Origin of the sequence: Nocardioides yefusunii (assembly GCF_004014875.1) — a bacterium.
Classification (GTDB): domain Bacteria; phylum Actinomycetota; class Actinomycetes; order Propionibacteriales; family Nocardioidaceae; genus Nocardioides; species Nocardioides yefusunii.
This window is the reverse complement of sequence record NZ_CP034929.1, coordinates 3,136,801-3,155,430: the sequence shown is the minus strand read 5'-3', so window position 1 is coordinate 3,155,430 and position 18,630 is coordinate 3,136,801. Positions and strand designations below refer to the sequence as shown.

Annotated in this window: 9 protein-coding genes and 3 tRNA genes; 4 read left to right on the top strand and 8 right to left on the bottom strand. The window is 69.8% G+C overall.

Annotated elements, in window-relative coordinates:
• Nucleotides 1-396: 396 nt before the first annotated feature.
• Together EOV43_RS14525 and EOV43_RS14520 are read left to right on the top strand one after the other, a co-directional pair.
• Entirely contained in the window at nt 397-1,932 is a 1,536-nt protein-coding gene (locus EOV43_RS14525; protein WP_128221921.1) for a wax ester/triacylglycerol synthase domain-containing protein, read from the top strand.
• Nucleotides 1,932-3,371 (top strand): wax ester/triacylglycerol synthase family O-acyltransferase, encoded by a 1,440-nt coding sequence (locus EOV43_RS14520; protein ID WP_128221920.1) that lies wholly within the window; start codon nt 1,932-1,934, stop codon nt 3,369-3,371. The genes EOV43_RS14525 and EOV43_RS14520 overlap by 1 nt, the downstream gene beginning before the upstream one ends.
• Nucleotides 3,372-3,374: 3 nt before the next feature.
• Here the strand turns inward: EOV43_RS14520 and EOV43_RS14515 are convergent, their stop codons facing one another.
• The 7 genes from EOV43_RS14515 to EOV43_RS14485 form a co-directional block, all read right to left on the bottom strand.
• Nucleotides 3,375-4,031, bottom strand: coding sequence for an ACT domain-containing protein (locus tag EOV43_RS14515; RefSeq protein WP_128221919.1), 657 nt, complete (start codon nt 4,029-4,031; stop codon nt 3,375-3,377).
• 140 nt (nt 4,032-4,171) lie between these two features.
• A complete protein-coding gene (recD, locus tag EOV43_RS14510) occupies nt 4,172-6,046 on the bottom strand; it encodes an exodeoxyribonuclease V subunit alpha (protein WP_128221918.1) in 1,875 nt (624 codons plus the stop codon).
• A complete protein-coding gene (locus EOV43_RS14505; RefSeq protein ID WP_128221917.1) occupies nt 6,043-9,567 on the bottom strand; it encodes a UvrD-helicase domain-containing protein in 3,525 nt (1,174 codons plus the stop codon). The genes recD and EOV43_RS14505 overlap by 4 nt, the downstream gene beginning before the upstream one ends.
• Complete coding sequence (recC, locus tag EOV43_RS14500) at nt 9,567-12,977, bottom strand: exodeoxyribonuclease V subunit gamma (protein ID WP_128221916.1); 3,411 nt, start codon at nt 12,975-12,977, stop codon at nt 9,567-9,569. The genes EOV43_RS14505 and recC overlap by 1 nt, the downstream gene beginning before the upstream one ends.
• Before the next feature lie 75 nt (nt 12,978-13,052).
• Nucleotides 13,053-13,826, bottom strand: a complete 774-nt coding sequence (locus tag EOV43_RS14495) for a hypothetical protein (protein ID WP_128221915.1) — start codon at nt 13,824-13,826, stop codon at nt 13,053-13,055.
• Nucleotides 13,827-13,928: 102 nt separating this feature from the next.
• Nucleotides 13,929-14,004: transfer RNA gene (locus EOV43_RS14490), tRNA-Arg, on the bottom strand.
• Between the two features lie 155 nt (nt 14,005-14,159).
• A tRNA-Arg gene (locus tag EOV43_RS14485) sits at nt 14,160-14,235 on the bottom strand.
• A 634-nt stretch (nt 14,236-14,869) separates the two neighbouring features.
• Here EOV43_RS14485 and EOV43_RS14480 point away from each other — a divergent pair.
• Both EOV43_RS14480 and EOV43_RS14475 read left to right on the top strand, forming a co-directional pair.
• Entirely contained in the window at nt 14,870-16,708 is a 1,839-nt protein-coding gene (locus EOV43_RS14480) for a phosphoenolpyruvate carboxykinase (GTP) (RefSeq protein WP_128221914.1), read from the top strand.
• Between the two features lie 304 nt (nt 16,709-17,012).
• Entirely contained in the window at nt 17,013-18,188 is a 1,176-nt protein-coding gene (locus EOV43_RS14475; protein WP_128222061.1) for an IS30 family transposase, read from the top strand.
• 275 nt (nt 18,189-18,463) lie between these two features.
• Here EOV43_RS14475 and EOV43_RS14470 read toward each other — a convergent pair.
• Nucleotides 18,464-18,556: transfer RNA gene (locus tag EOV43_RS14470), tRNA-Ser, on the bottom strand.
• Nucleotides 18,557-18,630 lie beyond the last annotated feature (74 nt).

Sequence of the window (18,630 nt, the reverse complement as noted above, 5' to 3'; positions counted from 1 at the left end):
TTCGTGTGGGGCCGGTCACTTCGTGGTGAATTGCGACTGTAAACCGCTGTTCGGAGTGGTGGTCAAGGCTCATACACCAAAGCAATGAAGCCCTTGGGACGTATCAAGGGGGCTGGTCCAGCCCGCTCCGGACGTGGGGTCTCGGGGCATCCCCCATTGGGCGTAAATACGACTCGTTGGCGCACTGGAATGGCGTCAGGGCGACCGCTGTCACCGTGGAACAAATGGGGTCGCGATCAGACAAAACCACTGGTCGAAGGCGCTGCCCGAGCCAGACGCCAACGTCGGTCGCCGCTGTGACAACGGCCCAGAATCGGGGGTGACGCACGCCACTTCGCATGCCATGCTCGCGGTCCGGTCACGGGAGAGACCGGTTCGTCGAGGAAGGAACGGCCAGTGGCTGCAGCGTCACGGGAGAACCTGAACATCACGCCCGGCATGCCGCCGGCGAGCCGTCGACAGGGGCGACGTGTCCGTGGCGTCGACGCAGGGTTCCTCTACGTCGAGAGTGCCGTGCAGACCTCGGCGTGCGTCGACGTCGTCCTGCTTGCCGCACCGGAGCACGGCAGCCCCGCGCTGACCCGCGACGCGCTCCTGGAACGCCTCGCGGCCCGCGCCGACCGTGTGCCGCACCTGCACCGACGACTGCACCACGTCCCCGGAGGGCTCGGTCACGCCGTCTGGGCCGACGATCACCGCTTCGTGCTGGACGACCACGTCCACCACGCCACGATGCCTGCGCCCTCCGGTGAGGCCGAGTTCCTCGACGTACGGGCCGCGGGGGACCGGATGCTCGACGAGTGGCTCGCGGCCGAGGTCACCGCCAGCCACCTGCCGCTCGACCGCCCGCTCTGGGACGTCACCCTGCTCGACGGGTTCCCCGACGGACGTCAGGCCCTCGTCCACCGGTTCCACCACACCCTGGGAGACGGCACCGCGACCATCGCGATGCTCACCGAACTCCTCGACGACCGCGCGATCGAGGTGCCCTCGCCGGCGTTGCCCGCCGACCACGCCAGACAGCGACCACCCAACGGGATCGTGCTCCTCGTCGTGGCTCTGCTGCGTCTGGTCGTGCTGCTCACGACCATTCCCGCGCTCGTGCTGCGGACGAGCCGACGAGCCAAGGCGGTCAAGGCCCGTCGGGCCCGTGCCGAGCACCGGGTCCCGGGGATGGCAGGGGATGCTCCCCGCACGGTCCTCGACATCTCCCGCGACACCGAACGCCGCCTCGGCCGGGCTCACCTCCACCTCGACGACGTGCGCAAGGTGCGCGACGCAGTGGGGGTCTCGCTCAGTGACGTCGTGGTCAGCCTCGTCGCGGGTGCGCTGCGCGACCACCTCGCCGAGCGCGACGCGCTGCCTGAGGCCCCGTTGGTGGTCAACGTGCCGCTGGGCAACGACCCCGTCGGGGCCCGACCACGTCTGCGCGGCAACTGTTTCGTCAACTACTACGCGCTGTTGCCCACCCACCTCGACGACCCCCGCGACCGGCTCCGCTCCACCGCGGACCACGCGCGTGAGGCCAAGCTCCAGCTCGAACTCCAGGGGCGCACCCTGATTCCCACGTGGCTCGACCGGATCCCGCCACGGCTCGCGGCCGCTGCTGCCCGAGGCATGGGGGAGAAGGCTGCGTCGGGGGAGAACCCACCCGACTTCAACGTCCTCGTCTCCAACCTCAAGGTGCCACGCAGCGGCTGGACCCTGGACGGCCGGACGATCGAGTCGGTCTTCCTGCTCGGTCCGCTCACCTCCGGCAACGGCATCAACATCACCGTCACCGGCTACGGCGACGTCCTGACCTGCGGCGTCCACACCAACCCGGCCGCCGTCCCTGACCCCAGCAGCATCGCCCGCGCGATGGAGGCCGAACTGGCGAACCTGCTCGCCGTTCACGGCCTCTCCTGCACGACCTGCGCGAAGGTGGCCTGATGCACCGGCTCAACGGCGAGGACGCCGGGTTCCTGATCATGGAACGTCCCGACGAGACGCATGCCCAGCCCATGAACTCGATGGCCGTGGGCGTGCTGGAGGCCTCTGCCGATCCGCTCACCGTCGACGAACTGCGTCGGCACATCGGGTCCCGACTCGACGAGCTCCCGTCGTGGCGCTGGCGGATCACCCCGGTACCGGGCAACCTCCACCACCCCGTCGCCTGGACGCCGGGTGAGCCTGACCTGACCACGCACGTCCGTGAGGCGACGGTGCGCGGAGGGGACGAGGCCCTGGACGCCTTCTTCGCCCGCCTCGCGGAGGAACACCTCGACCCTGACCTCCCGCTGTGGCAGGTGTGGCTGGTCAACGGCCTCGACCAGGGCCGTCAGGCAGTGGTCATGAAGTATCACCACGCGCTCGCCGACGGCGTCGGAGCGATGACGACCATGCTCCGGCTCTTCTCCGACGCCACCTGTCCGCCGCCGCACGACGCCGGACCGGCCCGCCCCGAACGGCGCCCGCACACGGTGCGCCTGGTTCTGGCTGCGTTGTGGGCGCACCTGCTGGCGTTGCTGACCCTGCTGCCGCTGCTGCTGCGCACCCGCCGCGGTACAGCAGCCGTCAAGGAGCGCAGGGCGGAGTCGGAGATCGAGCTCCCCGCCTACTCAGCAGGGGCACCCCGCACCCTGCTCAACGACGCCTTCGGCCCGGGCCGCTGCTACGTCCGGGCCGAACTGCCGCTGGCACAGGTCAAACAGGTCAAGGACGCAGCCGGCGTGACGCTCAACGACGTCGTCCTCGGGATGATGGCAGGGGCGTGCGTGCGCTACCTGGCCCGTCACCAGCCCGACTTCGACCCGTCCACGTCACGGTCGCTGCTCACCACCGTCCCGATGGCGTTCGAGGCCCCCGACGCTCCGGTGCGGCAGCACGGCAACCGGTTCTGGTCGTTCACGACGACGCTCGCCACCGACGTCACCGACCCGTGGGAACGTCTCCGGGTCATCTCCGCGACGGCCCGGGAGGGGAAGGCCCAGCTCGACGCGTTCGGCCCTGACCTCGTCCCGGACTGGCTCGACCGGATGCCTCCGGCGCTGGCCCGACGTGGCGTCGCGGGAGTCCTGGAGCGCCTCGAAGCCTCCACCGACGACGCCGACGCCTCGATCCTGGTCTCCAACATCCGGGGCCCGGCCGCCCCGTTCACGCTCGGTGGACGCGAGTTCACCCGGATCCACATCGACGGGCCACCGTCCAACGGAGTCGGGATCAACGTGATGGTGTGGTCCTACGCCGACGTGCTCACGTTCGGGATCCTGGGCCACGACCGCGCACTCGCCCACCCGGGTGACTTCCGGGAGGCGTTGGAGGAGTCGTTCGCCGAACTCGCGCGGTTGGCCATGGTACAACCGGAGGACGCACCGAGCAGCGTGGTCTGAAGGTCAGTCCGCGACCCAGCCCGAGGGCGGGGTGCCCTTGGCCGTGTGGGTGCGGTGGATCGACCGGGTCAGACCCACGAGGTGGTCCATCCGGGCGATCTCGGAGTCGAGGAACTCCGGGCCACCTCGGCGCCCCACCACGATCAGTTCGTCGTGGGACGGGATCGCGCACAGGACCTGGTTCTCGTCGTCGCTGTCGATCCGGGCCGGGGAGTCGATCTCGACCCACTCGACCGTCTCCGGTGCAGCCTCGGTGGAGTCGACGACGGTGACCACACCGTCGAGGCCACGGCGGGCGCGCACCGCCCAGTCGACGCGGAACGTCACCGGCATCAGGCTCAGCATCCGCTCGAAGGCGTGCTCGGGCTCGACGGTGATCTCCTCGACCATCTCCAGGTCGAGGAACAGGTTGCCGCCCGCGGCGTAGCGGCTGATCCACAGCACCCTGACGTCGTCGAGGGCGCTGCAGGCCGAGACCACGGAGTCGGGCATCTTGCCGGGCTGCAGTTCGAGCAGCACGTCGTCGACGACCGTGCCGGCCGAGGTCTTCTGGACCACCTGGATGGCCTCGATGTCGGCTCCGGCCTCACCGATCGCGCTCGCCACCCGACCCAGCGAACCGGGGATGTCGGGCAACTCGAGGCGGAGCAGGAACGGCATGGGGTGACTCCAAGGTGTCGACTGTGAGCATCGGGCGATGCGGGGATCGTTCGGTGGGTCGCGCGCCTCGACCCTAACCAATCCCTGTGACGGACAGGTTGCAGGTGCGGGACCGTCCGTGCAACGGGGTGCGCTCGCGATCAGGCCGTCAGGGCGCCCAGACGGCTGGAAAGGCGCTCGGCCAGACCGCTGGCTCGACGGGCCGTGCGCCCCACGGCGGCACGCACCATTGCCTCGGACCCGACGACGGTGACGGTGTGCTGAGCACGGGTGACGGCGGTGTAGAAGAGCTCACGGGTCAGCAGCCGGGACTCCTCCGAGGGCAGCAGCACCGTGACGTGTGCGGCCTGCGACCCCTGGGACTTGTGGATCGTCATCGCGTGCACGGTGTCGACGGAGTCCATCCGGGACGGCGAGAAGTCGCGTGGCGCTCCGGGCGTGTCCACCACGACCCGGCGTCCTCCAGGGGTCTCCACGACGACGCCGGAGTCCCCGTTGTGGATCCCGAGGCCGTAGTCGTTGGCGCTGACCAGCACCGGGCGTCCGACGTAGAACTGCTCGAAGGTGGGGTGCCCGGCAGCGGTGAGCCACTGCTCGACGTGCAGGTTCCACCGCTTCACGCCGTAGGAGCCGTCGCGGTGGGCGCACAGCAGGCGGTGCCGGTTCATCGCGTCGAGCGCCTGTTCCTTCTCGCCGGCCAGGGCGTGCTCGCGCACTGCCAGGGCCCCGGCGAGCAGGGTGGGTCGCAGCAGGTCCGCGGCCTGGGTGTCGTCGTCGGTGTCGATCCAGGCCACGTCGGACAGGCCGCGGCCCAAGACCTCCAGGACCGCGTCGGCGTCACCCTGACGCAGCGCGACGGCGAGCTCGGCGATCCCGGCGGTGTAGCGGTGCGTGGTGACGAGCGCGGCCACCGGTGAGCGGTCTCCGGCGCCGGCGTAGCCGTGCACGAGGTCACCGAGCACCGCGCCTGCGTCGACGGAGGAGAGCTGGTCGGGGTCGCCGACCAGCACCAGACGGGCGTCGGGACGCATCGCTTCGAGGAGTCTGGCGGTCATGGTCAGCGACATCATCGATGCTTCGTCGACCACGACGACGTCGTAGGGCAGGTGGTTGTGGCGGTTCTGCCGGAACCGGGTGGAGTTGCCCGGATCGGTGCGTAGCAGTCGGTGCAGGGTGCCGGTGGTGAGGTCGGCGAGACGCGCCTGGTCGGTCGGCGCCAACCGGGCTGCCGCGTCACCGACGGCTTCCTTCAGGCGCGCAGCGGCCTTGCCGGTGGGGGCAGCCAGCGCGATCCGGGCCGACGCCGCGCGGCCGGTCTCGGCGAGGCTGCGGTTCTCGTACTGCTCGTGCAGGGCGACCAGCAGACCGGCGACGGTGGTGGTCTTGCCGGTGCCTGGGCCGCCGGTGATGACGGTGGTCCAGCGCGCAGCGGCACGACGGCAGGCATCGCGCTGCTCCACCCAGGTGTCGACGCCGTCCGTGCCGACCGGGAAGACCCGGGCCAACGTGGATTCCAGCAGCGCGAGATCGTGGGCGGGGGCGGTGACGTCGCGGGCCAGCAGGTCGTCCAGGACCTGACTCTCCTGCTCGTGGTACCGGTCGAGGTAGAGCAGGGAGCCCTCCAGACGCAGCACCCCCTCGGCGACCAGTGGAGACGCAGCGAGCAGTGCCAGCCAGTGCTGCGTCTCGGGCCAGGCGAGTTCGGCCAACGCCTGCTCGTGAGCGTCGTCGGACGAGGTCAGCGCAGCGAACTCGCCGGCCACGGTCCCAAGGTCCACGCAGACCGAACCGGTGCGCACCGCGCGGCAGGTCAGCGCGACGGCCAGCAGCACCTCATCCGCACTGGGGTGCGTGGCAGCGAAGAGTTCACCGAGTGTGGTCGCAACGTGGACGTCTCCGGCGGTCACCACACCGGCAGCGTTGAAGGCGGCCAGCAACGGTGAAGCGCCGTCGCCCTGCAGGCCGAGGGCGATCCGCGGATCGTGGGAGTCGAGCGGGGTGAAGACGTCACTCATCGGGTTCCTCCCGGGGACGAGGCGAGCGCTGCGGCGCCGGGACTGGGGACGGAGCCGTCGAGCAGGTCGGAGAGTTCGAGGACCAACGGCACCGGTGCCTGCCAGGAGAAGACACCACACGGGTGTCCGTCCACGAGCGGGGTCTCGGGCCCGCACATGCCGCGCAGGTACAGGTAGAGGACGCCGCCCAGGTGGGTGGCCGGGTCGTAGTCGGGCAGTCGCCAGCGCAGGTAGCGGTGCAGGACGACGGTGTAGAGCAGCGCCTGCAACGGGTAGTCGGAGTGCGCCATCGCCTCGACGAGTGCCTCGGGCCGGTAGGTGTGGGCCGTCAGCGGCTGGTCGTAGGGACCGAGCCAGTTCGTCTTGTAGTCGACCGTCAGGTACTTGGTCGCCCCGTCGGTGTCGGTGACCCGCAGGACGACGTCGATGGATCCGGTCAGGTAGCCGCGCAGTGACTGCTCGGCCAGCCCCGGATCACGCTCCAACTGGTCGGCGTAGCTGAGGACTGCATCGCCGGGAGCGAGGTGGCGGCGCAGCAGCGGGGCGAGGTCGCCGAGGCGGACGTCGGAGGAGTCGTCGGCGTCGTCACCGCCCGAGAGCGGCACCTCGAAGTCGAGCTCGCAGAGCCGGTCCCGGGTGGGGACGTCGAGCAGCGTGCGCTGGCCGGTCAGCGGCCCCATCGGGCTGGAGACGACCTGCACGAGCGCGGCGGCCAGGGTGTCGGGGTCGACGTCGACGGGCCAGTCGACGAGGTGTTCCTCGACCAGCGCGCGGAGGTCGGCGTGGACGTCCTCGGCGCTCGGATCAGCGTGCTCCAGCACGGCGTGGACCAACGATCCGAAGGTCGCACCCATGGGTAGGCCGTCCATCGGGGACGGCACCGCGGCCAGTGACGCGTCGTCGCCGTCCGCTACCGCGGGCACGGTGTCGGGGAGCGGATTGACGGCGTCGGCCTCCTCGGGCCGTTCCTCCGGCTCGCTGGTCAGCTCGACGGCAGGTGCCGCGGCGTGGCCGTGCGGGTCGGACGCGGCCGCGGAGAGCGCCGAGTACGAGGTCCGGCGCCACGCGGTGTCGACCGAGCGGGTGAACCGGCGTACTGAGAGCGGCGTCGTGTCCGGGTGCGGTTCGATCGGGTCGACGTCGCGCCACGTCCCGAACTCGGGAGTGAACGCGCCGGCGTTGCGCCACCCACCGAAGATCGCCGGGAGGCGGGAGTCGTCGACGAGGGCCTGCTCGTCCGGCACCTTCGCTCCGCCAGGCAGGCGACCCATCAGCATCCGGTGGAGCTCGGAGGCGGGACTGTTGTAGCTCGGGGCGTACCAGGCGACGACCTGGCTGCGAGCACGCGTCATCGCCACGTACAGCAGACGCAGCGACTCCCCGGCCTCCTCGGCGCGGTTGCGCTCGAAGGCGCGGGTTCGCCACGGATCGGCGCCGGAGACGTCGAGACAGCGGACGCCGTCGGCGTCGTGGAACAGCTGCACCTCGCCGGCCTTGCCGACCCAGCGGTCCCAGGCCATCGGAAGGTAGACGATCGGGTACTCCAGGCCCTTCGAGCCGTGGATCGTGACGAGCTGGACCGCGGCGTCGTCGGAGTCGAGACGGCGGGTGCGTTCGCCGGAGACGTCGGTGCGTTCGTCGTCGACCTGTTCGCGCAGCCATCCCAGCAGGCCGACGACGCCGAGGCGCTGCTCGACCGACACCTTGTGCAGCAACTCGCCGATGTGGCGCAGGTCGGTGAGGGTGCGTTCGCCGCCCACGGTGGCCAGGACCCGGGCGGTGAGCCCGTGCAGGACGCAGTGCTCGGTGACGGCAGCGACGCCGCGGGTGGCGAGCAGACCCACCAGAACGCGCAGACGCGAGGCCAACTGGTCGGTGAGGTCGCTGCCCTCGGCGCTGGCCCCGGTGCCAGCAGCGTGCTGGGGGAGGTCAGCGTCGAGCGCGGCTGCGTCCACACCGAAGAACGAGGTCAGTGCCGCGGCTCGGACCCGTTCGGCCCGGTGCGGCTGCTCGAGGGCCTCGAGCAGGGTGATCCACTCGGTCGCGGCGGCGGTGTGGAAGACCGACCCGCCGGCGCCGACGACGGAGGCGATCCCGAGGTCACGCAGCGCGGACTGGGTCGCGGCCAGCACCTTGCGGGTGCGGGCCAGCACCGCGACGTCACCGGCGCGGACCGGACGGGTGCCGTCAGGTCCAGCGTCAGGGGAGTGGGCGTCGACGATCCGGGCGTCGCCGGTCAGGAGCACCGCGATGTCGCGGGCGAGGTCGGTGATGACGTGCTCACGCCACTCGTCCATCTTCGGCTTGCTGCGCTCGCCCTTGCCGAGTTCGACGCGACGCACCAGACGCATCCGCACCGGCGGGCCTGCGTCGTGCAGGCGGGAGGTGGGGTGGTGGGCCTGCACCGGGTGGACGACGATCTCCTCGTCGCCGAGCTGGGCACCGCCCAGCATCGCGTGCACGGACTCGACCAATGGGGCGTCGGAGCGGAAGTTGGTGGCCAGGGTCTGGCGGGTGGTGGCGCTGCGGGCGGCCTGCAGGTACGTGGTGACGTCGCCGCCGCGGAATCCGTAGATCGCCTGCTTCGGGTCGCCGATGAGGACGACGGTGCAGGGGTTCGGGGCGCCGTCGGGGGTCGGTTCGACGAACGCCTTGCGGAACACCTCCCACTGCACGGGGTCGGTGTCCTGGAACTCGTCGACCAGGACGATCTTCCAGCGCTGCTGCATCCGGGAGCGCGCGGCGTGGCCCTCGGGGTCGGTGGGTCCGGTGCCGAGTGCGTCGGCGAGCTCGGAGAGCAGGTCGTCATAGCTGAGCAGGCCCAGACGGCGCTTGCGCTCGGCGACCTCGTCGCGCACCTGCATCGCGAACCGGTACCGCACGGCGGCGGGGGAGTCGGGGGCGACCTCGTCGGCCTCCTGCGGCTCGATCCGGGCCCGCGGATCGGAGATCACCGACCGCCCGATCGTGCGCGCGGTGGAGATGTCGAACGGGGGAAGTTCGAGCTGGGCGAAGTCGCGCAGGAAGAGGTCCTCCACCACCTCGGTGGTGAGGTCGGAGAGGTCCTCGACCAGGACCGCCTCGCGGTCGCTGTCCCCGGCGACGCCGAGGCTGCGCAGCACCAGCTGGCAGAACTGGTGGATGGTGGCGATGGTCGCGGCGTCGAACGCGGTGACCGCGTCGGTCAGCCGCTCCAGACGGACCCGGCGCTCGTCGTCACCCACAGGGGCATCGGCCGGCCCGAGGAGCCACGTGTGCAGCGCGTTGCCGCCCTGCGCGGCGCGGGAGGCGTCAAGGACACCGACGGCGTCGACGAGCTGCTCGCGGACCCGCTGACGCAGTTCCTGGCTGGCGGCGCGGGTGAAGGTGACCACCAGCAGCTGGTCCAGGGTCGCTTCGCCCTGTGCGACGTAGCGGGTCACCAGCGACGCGATCGTCCAGGTCTTGCCGGTGCCGGCGCTCGCCTCGAGCAGCGTGGTGCCGCTGGGCAGAGCAGGGGCAGAGATGTCGAAGTGGTCCATCAGGCGCCCCTCACCAGTTCACGGTCGTTGCTGAGCAGCGGCCCCCACAGGGCCCATGCGTACTGGCCCAGCCGGTGCGGGGCTTGCTGGACGACGCCGTCAGCACCCGGCGCGAGTGCGGCCAGTTCGTCGGGACGCAACGGTGCGGTCAGCACCCGGTACGGGGCGCGCTCGCCCCACACCCGCACGTGTGCGGCGTCGGCGTCCTCCTTCGGGAACCCTGAGTCGGAGAACGTCGGCGTCGCCCACTCCTTCCAGGCCCACTCGTCGGGGTCGGCGTCGCGCCCGCGCAGGACGTGGGCGTGGTTCTCGGCCCAGGCCAGCGAGGTCTTCAAGGGCAGCGGCAGCGGCTCGCGCAGGCCACGGTCGCGCAACCCCACCAGGGAACGCAGCAGCGTCCGGGCGTCGGGTTCGCTGATCGGCTTCACCATCGCCGACTTCCCGCCCGAGCGGTACTTGCCGATCGAGTGGACCGTCCAGTTCTGGTCGGGGGCACCGGCGGCGAGGGCGAGCGCGTCGACCCAGCCGGCCAGACGCTGCTTCGCACCGAGCCCGGAGTAGCTGACGCTGACCCGGTGGTTGCCGAACACCTCGGCGACCGAACCGACGACGCGGACGTCTCCGAGGTCGATGTCGACGTCGATCGTGCGAGCCCGGCGCTGACGCAGCGGTGCAGCAGCACCGACGAGTGCCTCCACGGCCCGGCCGATCTCGCGCAGGGTCGTGGTGCCGAGTGCGCCGGGTGGCAGGCTGCCGCGCAGCCGCTCGGCGACGGCAGCGTCGAAGGGGGACTCACCACGCAGCAGCGCCCCGACCAGGCGGTCGCCGATCGCCCACTTCTCCAGTCCGTCCAAGGAGACAGGGAGGGCGTCGTGGGTGTCCTTGACGTCGCGCGGCGTGGAGACGCGCAGACGCTGGCGCAGGAACGCCTGGACCGGGTGCCGCAGGAATTCGTGGAGCTCCGACAGCAGCACGACGCGCGGGCCGTTGCTGGGCTCGGCGGTGGGTGCGGGCAGCGGCGTGCGGAGCAGTTCACGGACGTGCGGCGTCGCGTTCCGGGCTGCGCTGGCCCCGGCGAGGGCCTGCTCGTCGAAGGTGAACGGCGCCGATGGCGAGACCAGACCTGCGGTCATGTTCTTCTCGTCGAAGGGCTGCAGCGGGTGCTCGACCACCAGGTCCCGTCCGTGGGGAACGTCTGCGGTCAGGTGGAGGGCGTCGACGAGTTCGCCGAGCGGCACCGACGGGGGCTTGTCCGAACCGGTGTGTTCACCGCGTCCGGAGTAGGTGACCACGAGCGTCTCGGTGGCTGCGTTGACGGCGTCGAGCAGGAGCTGACGGTCCTCGGCGCGGACGTCGCGCTCGCCGGTGAGCGGGTGGCGGGACAGGACGTCGTCACCGTCCACGCCGTTGACGCGGGGGAAGACGCCGTCGTCGAGTCCCAGCAGCGCGATCACGCGGTGCGGCACCGAGCGCATCGGGACCAAGGTGCAGACGGTGAGGGTGCCGGTGCGGAAGTTGGCGCGGGTGGGACGACCGCGCAGGCGGTGCGCGAGCAGGGCCCGGACGTCGGCGTGCCGCAGTCGGGTCGCGGCGGCACCCGGCCCGGCCGCGATCTGCTCCATCTCGCGGTCGAACTGGGAGCGCTGCCATGCGTCGTCGCCGCTCACCAGGGTCAGACCGGCCACGGCTTCACGCAGCGCCCCGGTCCAGTCGGTGACGGTGGCCGCGGACCGGGCTCGGACGGTGAACGTGTGCAGACGCTGCAGGAACTCCGCGAAGCGGCCCAGCAGGTCGAGGTCACCGTCACCGACGTCGTCGAGTGGGAGGGTGTTGCCCACGACGCGGGTGGTTCCACCGGAGACTGCGGCACCCAGGAGCATCCGGCGCAGGCCTGCCAGCCAGGTGTTGTCGGGCAGCTCGAGACCGAACTCGGCGCGGTGGGCAGGGTCACGGCCCCACCGGACGCCGGAGGAACGGACCCAATCGGTGACGCGTTCGAGCTGCTCGTCGCTGAATCCGAACCGGGCACGCACCGGGGCGCTGGCGGCGAGGTCGAGGACCTCGGTCACGCCCATCCGGGAGCCGGAGAGTTCGACCACCGCGGCGGCGAACCCGAGCAATGGGTTGGTGGAACCGAGGGCGCGGTCGGCGAGACGGACCCGGAGCCGGTGTCCGGGATGCCCTGCACCCTCCTCGACGTCACCGAGACCGAAGGCGGCCTGGATCAGCGGTGCGTAGGTCTCTACGTCGGGGCACATCACCAGGATGTCGCGGGGCTCGAGGGTGGGGTCGTCGGCGAGCAGACCGACGAGGGCGTCGCGCAGGACCTCCACCTGCCGGGCCGGGCCGTGGCAGGCGTGGACCTGGACGGAACGGTCGGTGGGCGAGAGCGGACGGGTGCCACGCAGCGCCGCGTCGGGACGGACGTCGTGGCGCAGGTCGTGCTGGAGCCATCCGAGCAGCGTCGACGGAGTGGTGGGTTCGGTGGCGGCAGCGACCGCAGGGAGATCGCCCAACTGACGACGCAGCTCGCGGGTGTCGCGTCCCAGCGAGGCCAACAGAGGGTGCCGGACGAGCCGGGCCGAGGCGTCCTCGCTGCGGGCCACCGGCCCGGCGACGGCGGTGGGGGAGAGGGCCTCCCACAGCTCTGTCGAGGGCAGTGGCAGCCACAGGTGGACCTCACGGTGCTCGGCGAGGGCCTGCAGGAGCTCGATCTCGGTCCGCGCGAGCCGAGTGTGGCCGAAGAAGGAGAGCCGTGCGGGCAGGTCGAGGGTGTCCCCGCCGGCTCGCAGCCGGGCGAGGGTCTCGGTGTGCCGGACGTCGGGCGGGGTGGCGTCGACGCGGCCCAGGACCCGACGCCACAACTCGGCCTGCCAGACGAGGTCGGGGTCGAGGGCGTGACCGGCGCCGTCGGTGTCGCGGCCCTCGCGCCAGTCGGTCAGGAGGGTGGGGCGCTGGAGCGCGTAGGAGGAGTAGAGCCCGGCGAGGTGGCGGGCCACGGAGAACCGTCGGGCCCGCCGCGCCTCGTCCCCGGCACGGGGGTGCGGCGACTGACCGAGGTGTCGGGCCAGCTGGGCGAACGCGGGCTCGTCGAGCGAGGCGTCGATCGCGTCCAGCAACGGCCAGGTGAGGTTGTCGGCGCGCCACGGGTCGTCACGGTCGCGGTCGAGCAGCAGCCCCACCAGGGAGTGCGGTGCCACGAACCTGACGCCGGCGCACACTCCGTCCCCACCGCGGGGCCCTGCACCGAGCCAGTGCGAGAGGCGCTGGGTCAGCCACCGTTCGATGCCCTTGGCAGGAACGACGACGACCTCCTGCGCGAACGGGTCGGGAAGTGGCGTCGCCAGCAGTCCGGCGAGCTCGTCGGCGAGCAGGTCGGTGCGGTGGGCGTGGTGCAGGGTCAGTGGCACGACAGCAAATGTGCCACGGCCCACCGACAGGATCGGAGGGCCGTGGGGTGTGCCTGGGGAAAACCCGCAGGGACGTCAGGAGATGCGGCGCGCGACGACCGTCGGCGGATGGAGCGCCATCCGGTCGTTTCCGCCTCCCGGCGCGGCGACGGGGTGCAGCTCGAAGGTGTGGACCACCTCGACGGTCCGGGCCGAGGAACTGTCGCCGAGCAGGACGAGGTCGACCGCGGCGGTGTTCCACGTGAACGTGCGGCATCCGCACGACGTCGTTCCGCCGGGAACCACGGAATACCCCTGGGCCACCAACTGCTCGTCGTCGTCCGGGCGCAGTTCGGGGCGGGCAGCGGTCAGTCCCCCGAGGTCGACCGTCCCTGCGTAAGGGTCGACCACACGTGCCCGGAGCGTCTGGCGGGCCGACGTCGCCCCGGACGCCCCCGGCTGCAACAGGACGTCGGCACTGATCGACACCGTGACGGTCCCGCTCACGACGAACGAGTGGCTGACGTCGACGACGACCGGTCGGGTGGGTGAACGGTTGGAGGCCCAGGAGGTGAACGCACCCGTCGGGAGGTTGCTGTGGCTGCACGACGAGCAGGCGCTGTCGCTGCCCCGGAGGTTCGTCCTGGGGGTGGCCCACCCGGTGGAGCGGGCGAGTCGTGGCGCGCCTCGACGTCTCGGTGAGGTGTCGCGGATCGACCACCCGCCCCACTCGGGCGTCAGGACGGTGGTCTCGTCAGAGGTGAGGGACGTCGCGAAGGCGGGCGCCGACGCAGCGAGTTGGACCGCGGGGGCGTGCCATGCGGCTGTGTCGAACGAGCCGACTGGAGTGGGCGCGGCGTGGCGGGTCATGTCCTCTGGACGGAGACCCGGCATGGCGATGACACCATTCCGAGATCTTTCTGATCTGGAGAAATGCGAAAAACCCCCGCCGCTGGCGAGGGTCTTCGTGTGTGGTGCGGCTGTAGGGATTCGAACCCCAAACCTTCTGATCCGTAGTCAGATGCTCTATCCGTTGAGCTACAGCCGCCCGCCGCATCGCTGCGACTCGTCAACCTTAGCCCAAGGCCCTGGAAATGCGCGATTCGGGGATGGGGTGGCGGCTGCTCCGCGTGTGGCCCCCGGGCAGTTGTGTGGCCAGGGGAAATGCGAAAGACCCCCGCCGCTGGCGAGGGTCTTCGTGTGTGGTGCGGCTGTAGGGATTCGAACCCCAAACCTTCTGATCCGTAGTCAGATGCTCTATCCGTTGAGCTACAGCCGCCCGTCGCATCGCTGCGACTCGTAGAGATTAGCCCAGGGTGATGCCGGATGCGAAATCCGGGCCCGGATCCGAGGGTTGGTCACCCGTGGTGCGGCGCCGGCCAGGGGCCAGCTGGGGCGCCCTGGGGGCGCGGATCCGGTCTCCTACCTCGCGCGCGCGCGCAGAAAGTGGAGTGTAGTCGTTCACTCGGTGAGAGGGTGGCCGGTCTCACGTTCGCGGATCTGGTCACACCCTGTGCCGCTCCCGTTCGTGGGCGTACTGTGACAGCGGAAGGATGCCGAAGCGCACAGCGACCCACCCGTCTCGCTCTGCCGCTCCACCTCTTTTCGCCCGGGTGTCGGACGTGATCGCGTCGTGACATCGCCCGCTCACCAGCGGTCCGGGGTGATCGAACGCCCACCCCCCGATGGGGGTGCTGGGCGTTTGGCGCCGCGCGTGGCGACTGCCATGATGCGAGCCACCCTCCCCTGCCGTGTGGGTGAAGTTGCGCTCCCGTTACATTGGGCGCGGACCTCCACGTCCTTGGTAGGGGTCCCAAGGGTCGAAGGCGTTACTCCCGTCGTCATGACGACGGGCGCGTTCGTCCAAGCCCTCCGGAAGAACCGGCACATTCCTGAAATTGGAGCAAGGCACGATGGCAGACGTTTTGGCAGCCCTGGATGCTGCGGGCATCACTAACCCGCGAGTCCGTGAGTACGTCCAGGAGTACGCGGAACTCACCGGCGCTGAGCGCGTCGAGGTGGTCACCGCCGCCGACGACGCTCGACTGATCCAGGAGTCCCTGGAGGCAGGTGAGCTCCTGCCGGCCGGCAAGGGTCGCTACTACTCCCGCTCCTACCACAAGGACACCGCTCGCTCCGAGGAGCGCACCGTCGTTGCGACCAACGACGAGAAGGACAAGGGCGTCTACAACAACTGGCGTCCCGCGTCCGAGATGAAGCCGATCCTTCTCGAGAAGATGAAGGGCGCTTCGGCCGGCAAGACCATGTACGTGATCCCCTACCTCATGGCTCCCGAGGGCAACGCCCTCGCTGAGTACGGTGTGGGTGTCGAGCTGACCGACAACCGTCCGGTCGTGCTGCACATGATCCGCATGGCTCGCGTCGGCGTCGAGTACGTCAACAACCTCGTCGACCCGAACTCGTTCGTGCGCGCGGTCCACGTCACCGGCGACCTCCCCAACCTGGGTCAGGGCACCGACGACGACAAGCGTTGGTTCGTGACCGTCGCCGACGAGCGCACCATCCTGCACTTCGGCTCCTCGTACGGCGGCAACGCTCTGCTGGGCAAGATCGCCCACGGTCTGCGCCAGGCTGCCTACGACGGCTGGGCCTCCAAGAAGTTCCTCGGTGAGCAGTACATGCTCATCGGCATCAAGGACAAGGAGACCGGCAAGAGCTACCACATCACCGGTGGCTTCCCGTCCGCGTCCGGCAAGACCAACCTCGCCATGATGCTGCCGCCCGAGGCTCTCGGCGACCGCTACGAGGTCTACTTCTACGGTGACGACATCGCGTGGCTGTGGGTCGACGAGACCACCGGCAAGCTGATGGCGATGAACCCGGAGAACGGTGTCTTCGGTGTCGCCAAGGACACCAACGAGACCACCAACCCCACCGCTCTCGGCTCGATCGACGAGAACTCCGAGGCGATCTTCACCAACGTGGCCTACAACCCGGTCACCCAGGAGGTCTGGTGGGAGGGTCGCACCAAGAACCCGCCGGCTGACGTCACCGACTGGGAGGACTGGAAGGGCGACAAGATCGCCGACCGTACCCCCGAGCAGGCGAACGACCCGTGGGCGCACCCCAACTCGCGCTTCACCACCACCCTCACCAAGGTCCCGAACATCGCTCCGGACTTCAACGAGGCCGCTGGTGTCGAGGTCGACGCGATCATCTTCGGTGGTCGTACCCGCGACCGCGAGCCGCTGATCCGTGCGATCAAGGACGTCGCCGAGGGTGTCTACGACGGTCTGACCCTGGGCGCCGAGGCCACCTTCGCCGCTGAGGGCAAGGAGGGCGTCCTCCGCTACGACCCCATGTCGAACCGCCCGTTCATGGCGTACGGCGAGGGCGAGTACGCCGAGCACTACCTCAACATCATCAACGCTGCCGCAGAGAAGCCGCTGTTCGCTCACGTGAACTGGTTCCAGCGTGGCGAGGACGGCCGCTTCCTGTGGCCCGGATACCGCGACAACCTGCGCCCGCTCCTCTGGCTCATGCAGCTGAAGAACGGCGAGGTCGAGGGTGTCCAGACCCCCGTCGGCATCCTTCCCAAGAAGGAGGAGCTCAACCTCGAGGGTCTCGTCATCGACGAGGCCGACCTCGACACCGTGCTCTCGATCGACAACGCCCGTTGGCAGCAGGAGATCGGCTACCGCGCCGAGCACCTCGAGCAGTTCCCGAACATGCCCGACGCCATCTGGGAGGCCCACAACCGTGTGAAGGCCGCCCTGGAGGCAGACGCCTGAGAGTGACTGCTCACGCAGCCGCCTGACGGTACGCGAAGGCCCCGGAACCCTGATGGGCGGGTTCTAGCGGTCCTCGCAACACCCAGTGATGGGAGTTGCGAGGACCGTGGTCATTTCGCAGGAGTTGAAGCAGGCGTTCTTTGATCGGCTGGACGTGGTGGGCAGTGTGACGGTCGCTGCGCGTGATGTCGGGCTGAACCGGCACACAGCGGCTGGCCTGGCTCGTCGCGCGGGTCGGCGTTCGGTGGCGGTGCGGCCGGGGCATCCGGGGCGCGTGTTGTACGAGGAGTTGCGGCGTTCCGGGGTGTCGCGCCGGGAGGCCGCTTCCCGAGTCGGGGTGCACGTGCGCACCGCGCAGGACTGGGATCACGGTGTCCGCCACAGCGGTGGGGCCAACGTGCGGATCTATCCCGATGGACGCCGTGTGGACTACACGAGCCGGCGGACCACTATGGGATGTGTGGCCCCTGTGTTGAGTGTTGTCGAGAAGCCGTTACACCCGCGGTTTCTGTCGCTGGCTGATCGCGAGCGGATCCGTGACCTGTTGAGCGAGGGGCGTTCACGTCGCGAGGTCGCTCGCCGGTTGGGGCGTGCACCGTCGACCATCACCCGGGAGATCGCGGCCAACACGGTGTCGGGTGTGTATCGGCCGTACGCTGCCCAACGGGCGTCGGCTGCACGCCGGCCGAGACCCAAGACTCGCAAACTGTTGCTCGACGGTCCGCTGCGTGAATTCGTGTCCCAGGGACTGCGCCAGGAGTGGTCGCCTGAGCAGATCAGTAACGCCCTTCGCAAGGAGCATCCCGATGACCAGGCCATGCGCGTGAGCCACGAAACGATCTACCAGGCGCTGTACTTCCAGGCCCGTGGCGGGCTCAAGAAGGAAGTCCAAGCCGCCATCCGGACCGGACGCACGCGCCGCAAACCGCACCGCGATCCGAACCAACGCACGAGCAGGTTTGTTGATCCGATGGTCATGATCAGTGAGCGTCCTGCTGAGGTTGCTGATCGTGCGGTCCCGGGACACTGGGAGGGCGATCTGATCACGGGCGCGTTTAACAAGACCGCGATCGGGACCCTGGTCGAACGCACCACCCGCTACGTCATGTTGCTGCACCTGCCGAACGGGCACACCGCTGAAGAGGTCAGGGACGCGTTGACGGCCCAGATCGAGACGTTGCCGGCGCACCTGCGGGGATCGTTGACCTGGGACCAGGGCGCGGAAATGGCAGGCCACAAGCAGTTCACGATTGCCACGGGTGTGCCGGTGTACTTCTGTGACCCCGCGTCACCGTGGCAGCGCGGGAGCAACGAGAACACCAACGGGCTCCTGCGTCAGTACTTCCCCAAGGGAACCGATCTGTCGATGTACGGGCCAGAGGATCTGGAGCACGTCGCGCAGAAACTCAATGGCCGTCCACGCAAAACGCTCGGCTGGGATACCCCAGCCGAGCGTCTGCGTGTTCTACTCACCAGCTAAGAAACCGGTCGGTGTTGCGATGACCCCTTGAAACCGCCATGGGTTCCGGGGCCTTCGGCGTTCAGGTACCGACCTTGGCGGAGGTGGAGAACGGGAACGGCGGGGGACCGTGGGGTCCCGTCCCTGGTACCTGTCGCAGAGCGCCCGTCTGCGCTCTCGTATGACGTTTACCCGGGCTCTTGCGCGGATAAACCAGCGCACGCGCGCTCTCAGGGACTGGGGCGGCAGAAATGCAGTTCGGCCCCCGGCAGGAGCCGGGGGCCGAACTTCTGAACTGGCGGAGGCGGCGAGATTTGAACTCGCGAGAGGGTATTACCCTCAACCCGCTTAGCAGGCGGGCGCCATAAACCGGACTAGGCGACGCCTCCAGTGCAGCGGCATCAGGCTAACTGATCCCGGGGCTGAATGTCGCATCAGCCCCCCATTCGGGACCAGGAACCTG

What these genes read in the sequence shown, in the direction of transcription:
- EOV43_RS14520 (WP_128221920.1), top strand. Translation starts at nt 1,932, where the DNA reads ATGCACCGGCTCAACGGCGAGGACGCCGGGTTCCTGATCATGGAACGT.
- EOV43_RS14515 (WP_128221919.1), bottom strand. Translation starts at nt 4,031, where the DNA reads ATGCCGTTCCTGCTCCGCCTCGAGTTGCCCGACATCCCCGGTTCGCTG.
- recD (WP_128221918.1), bottom strand. Translation starts at nt 6,046, where the DNA reads ATGAGTGACGTCTTCACCCCGCTCGACTCCCACGATCCGCGGATCGCC.
- EOV43_RS14505 (WP_128221917.1), bottom strand. Translation starts at nt 9,567, where the DNA reads ATGGACCACTTCGACATCTCTGCCCCTGCTCTGCCCAGCGGCACCACG.
- EOV43_RS14495 (WP_128221915.1), bottom strand. Translation starts at nt 13,826, where the DNA reads ATGACCCGCCACGCCGCGCCCACTCCAGTCGGCTCGTTCGACACAGCC.
- EOV43_RS14480 (WP_128221914.1), top strand. Translation starts at nt 14,870, where the DNA reads ATGGCAGACGTTTTGGCAGCCCTGGATGCTGCGGGCATCACTAACCCG.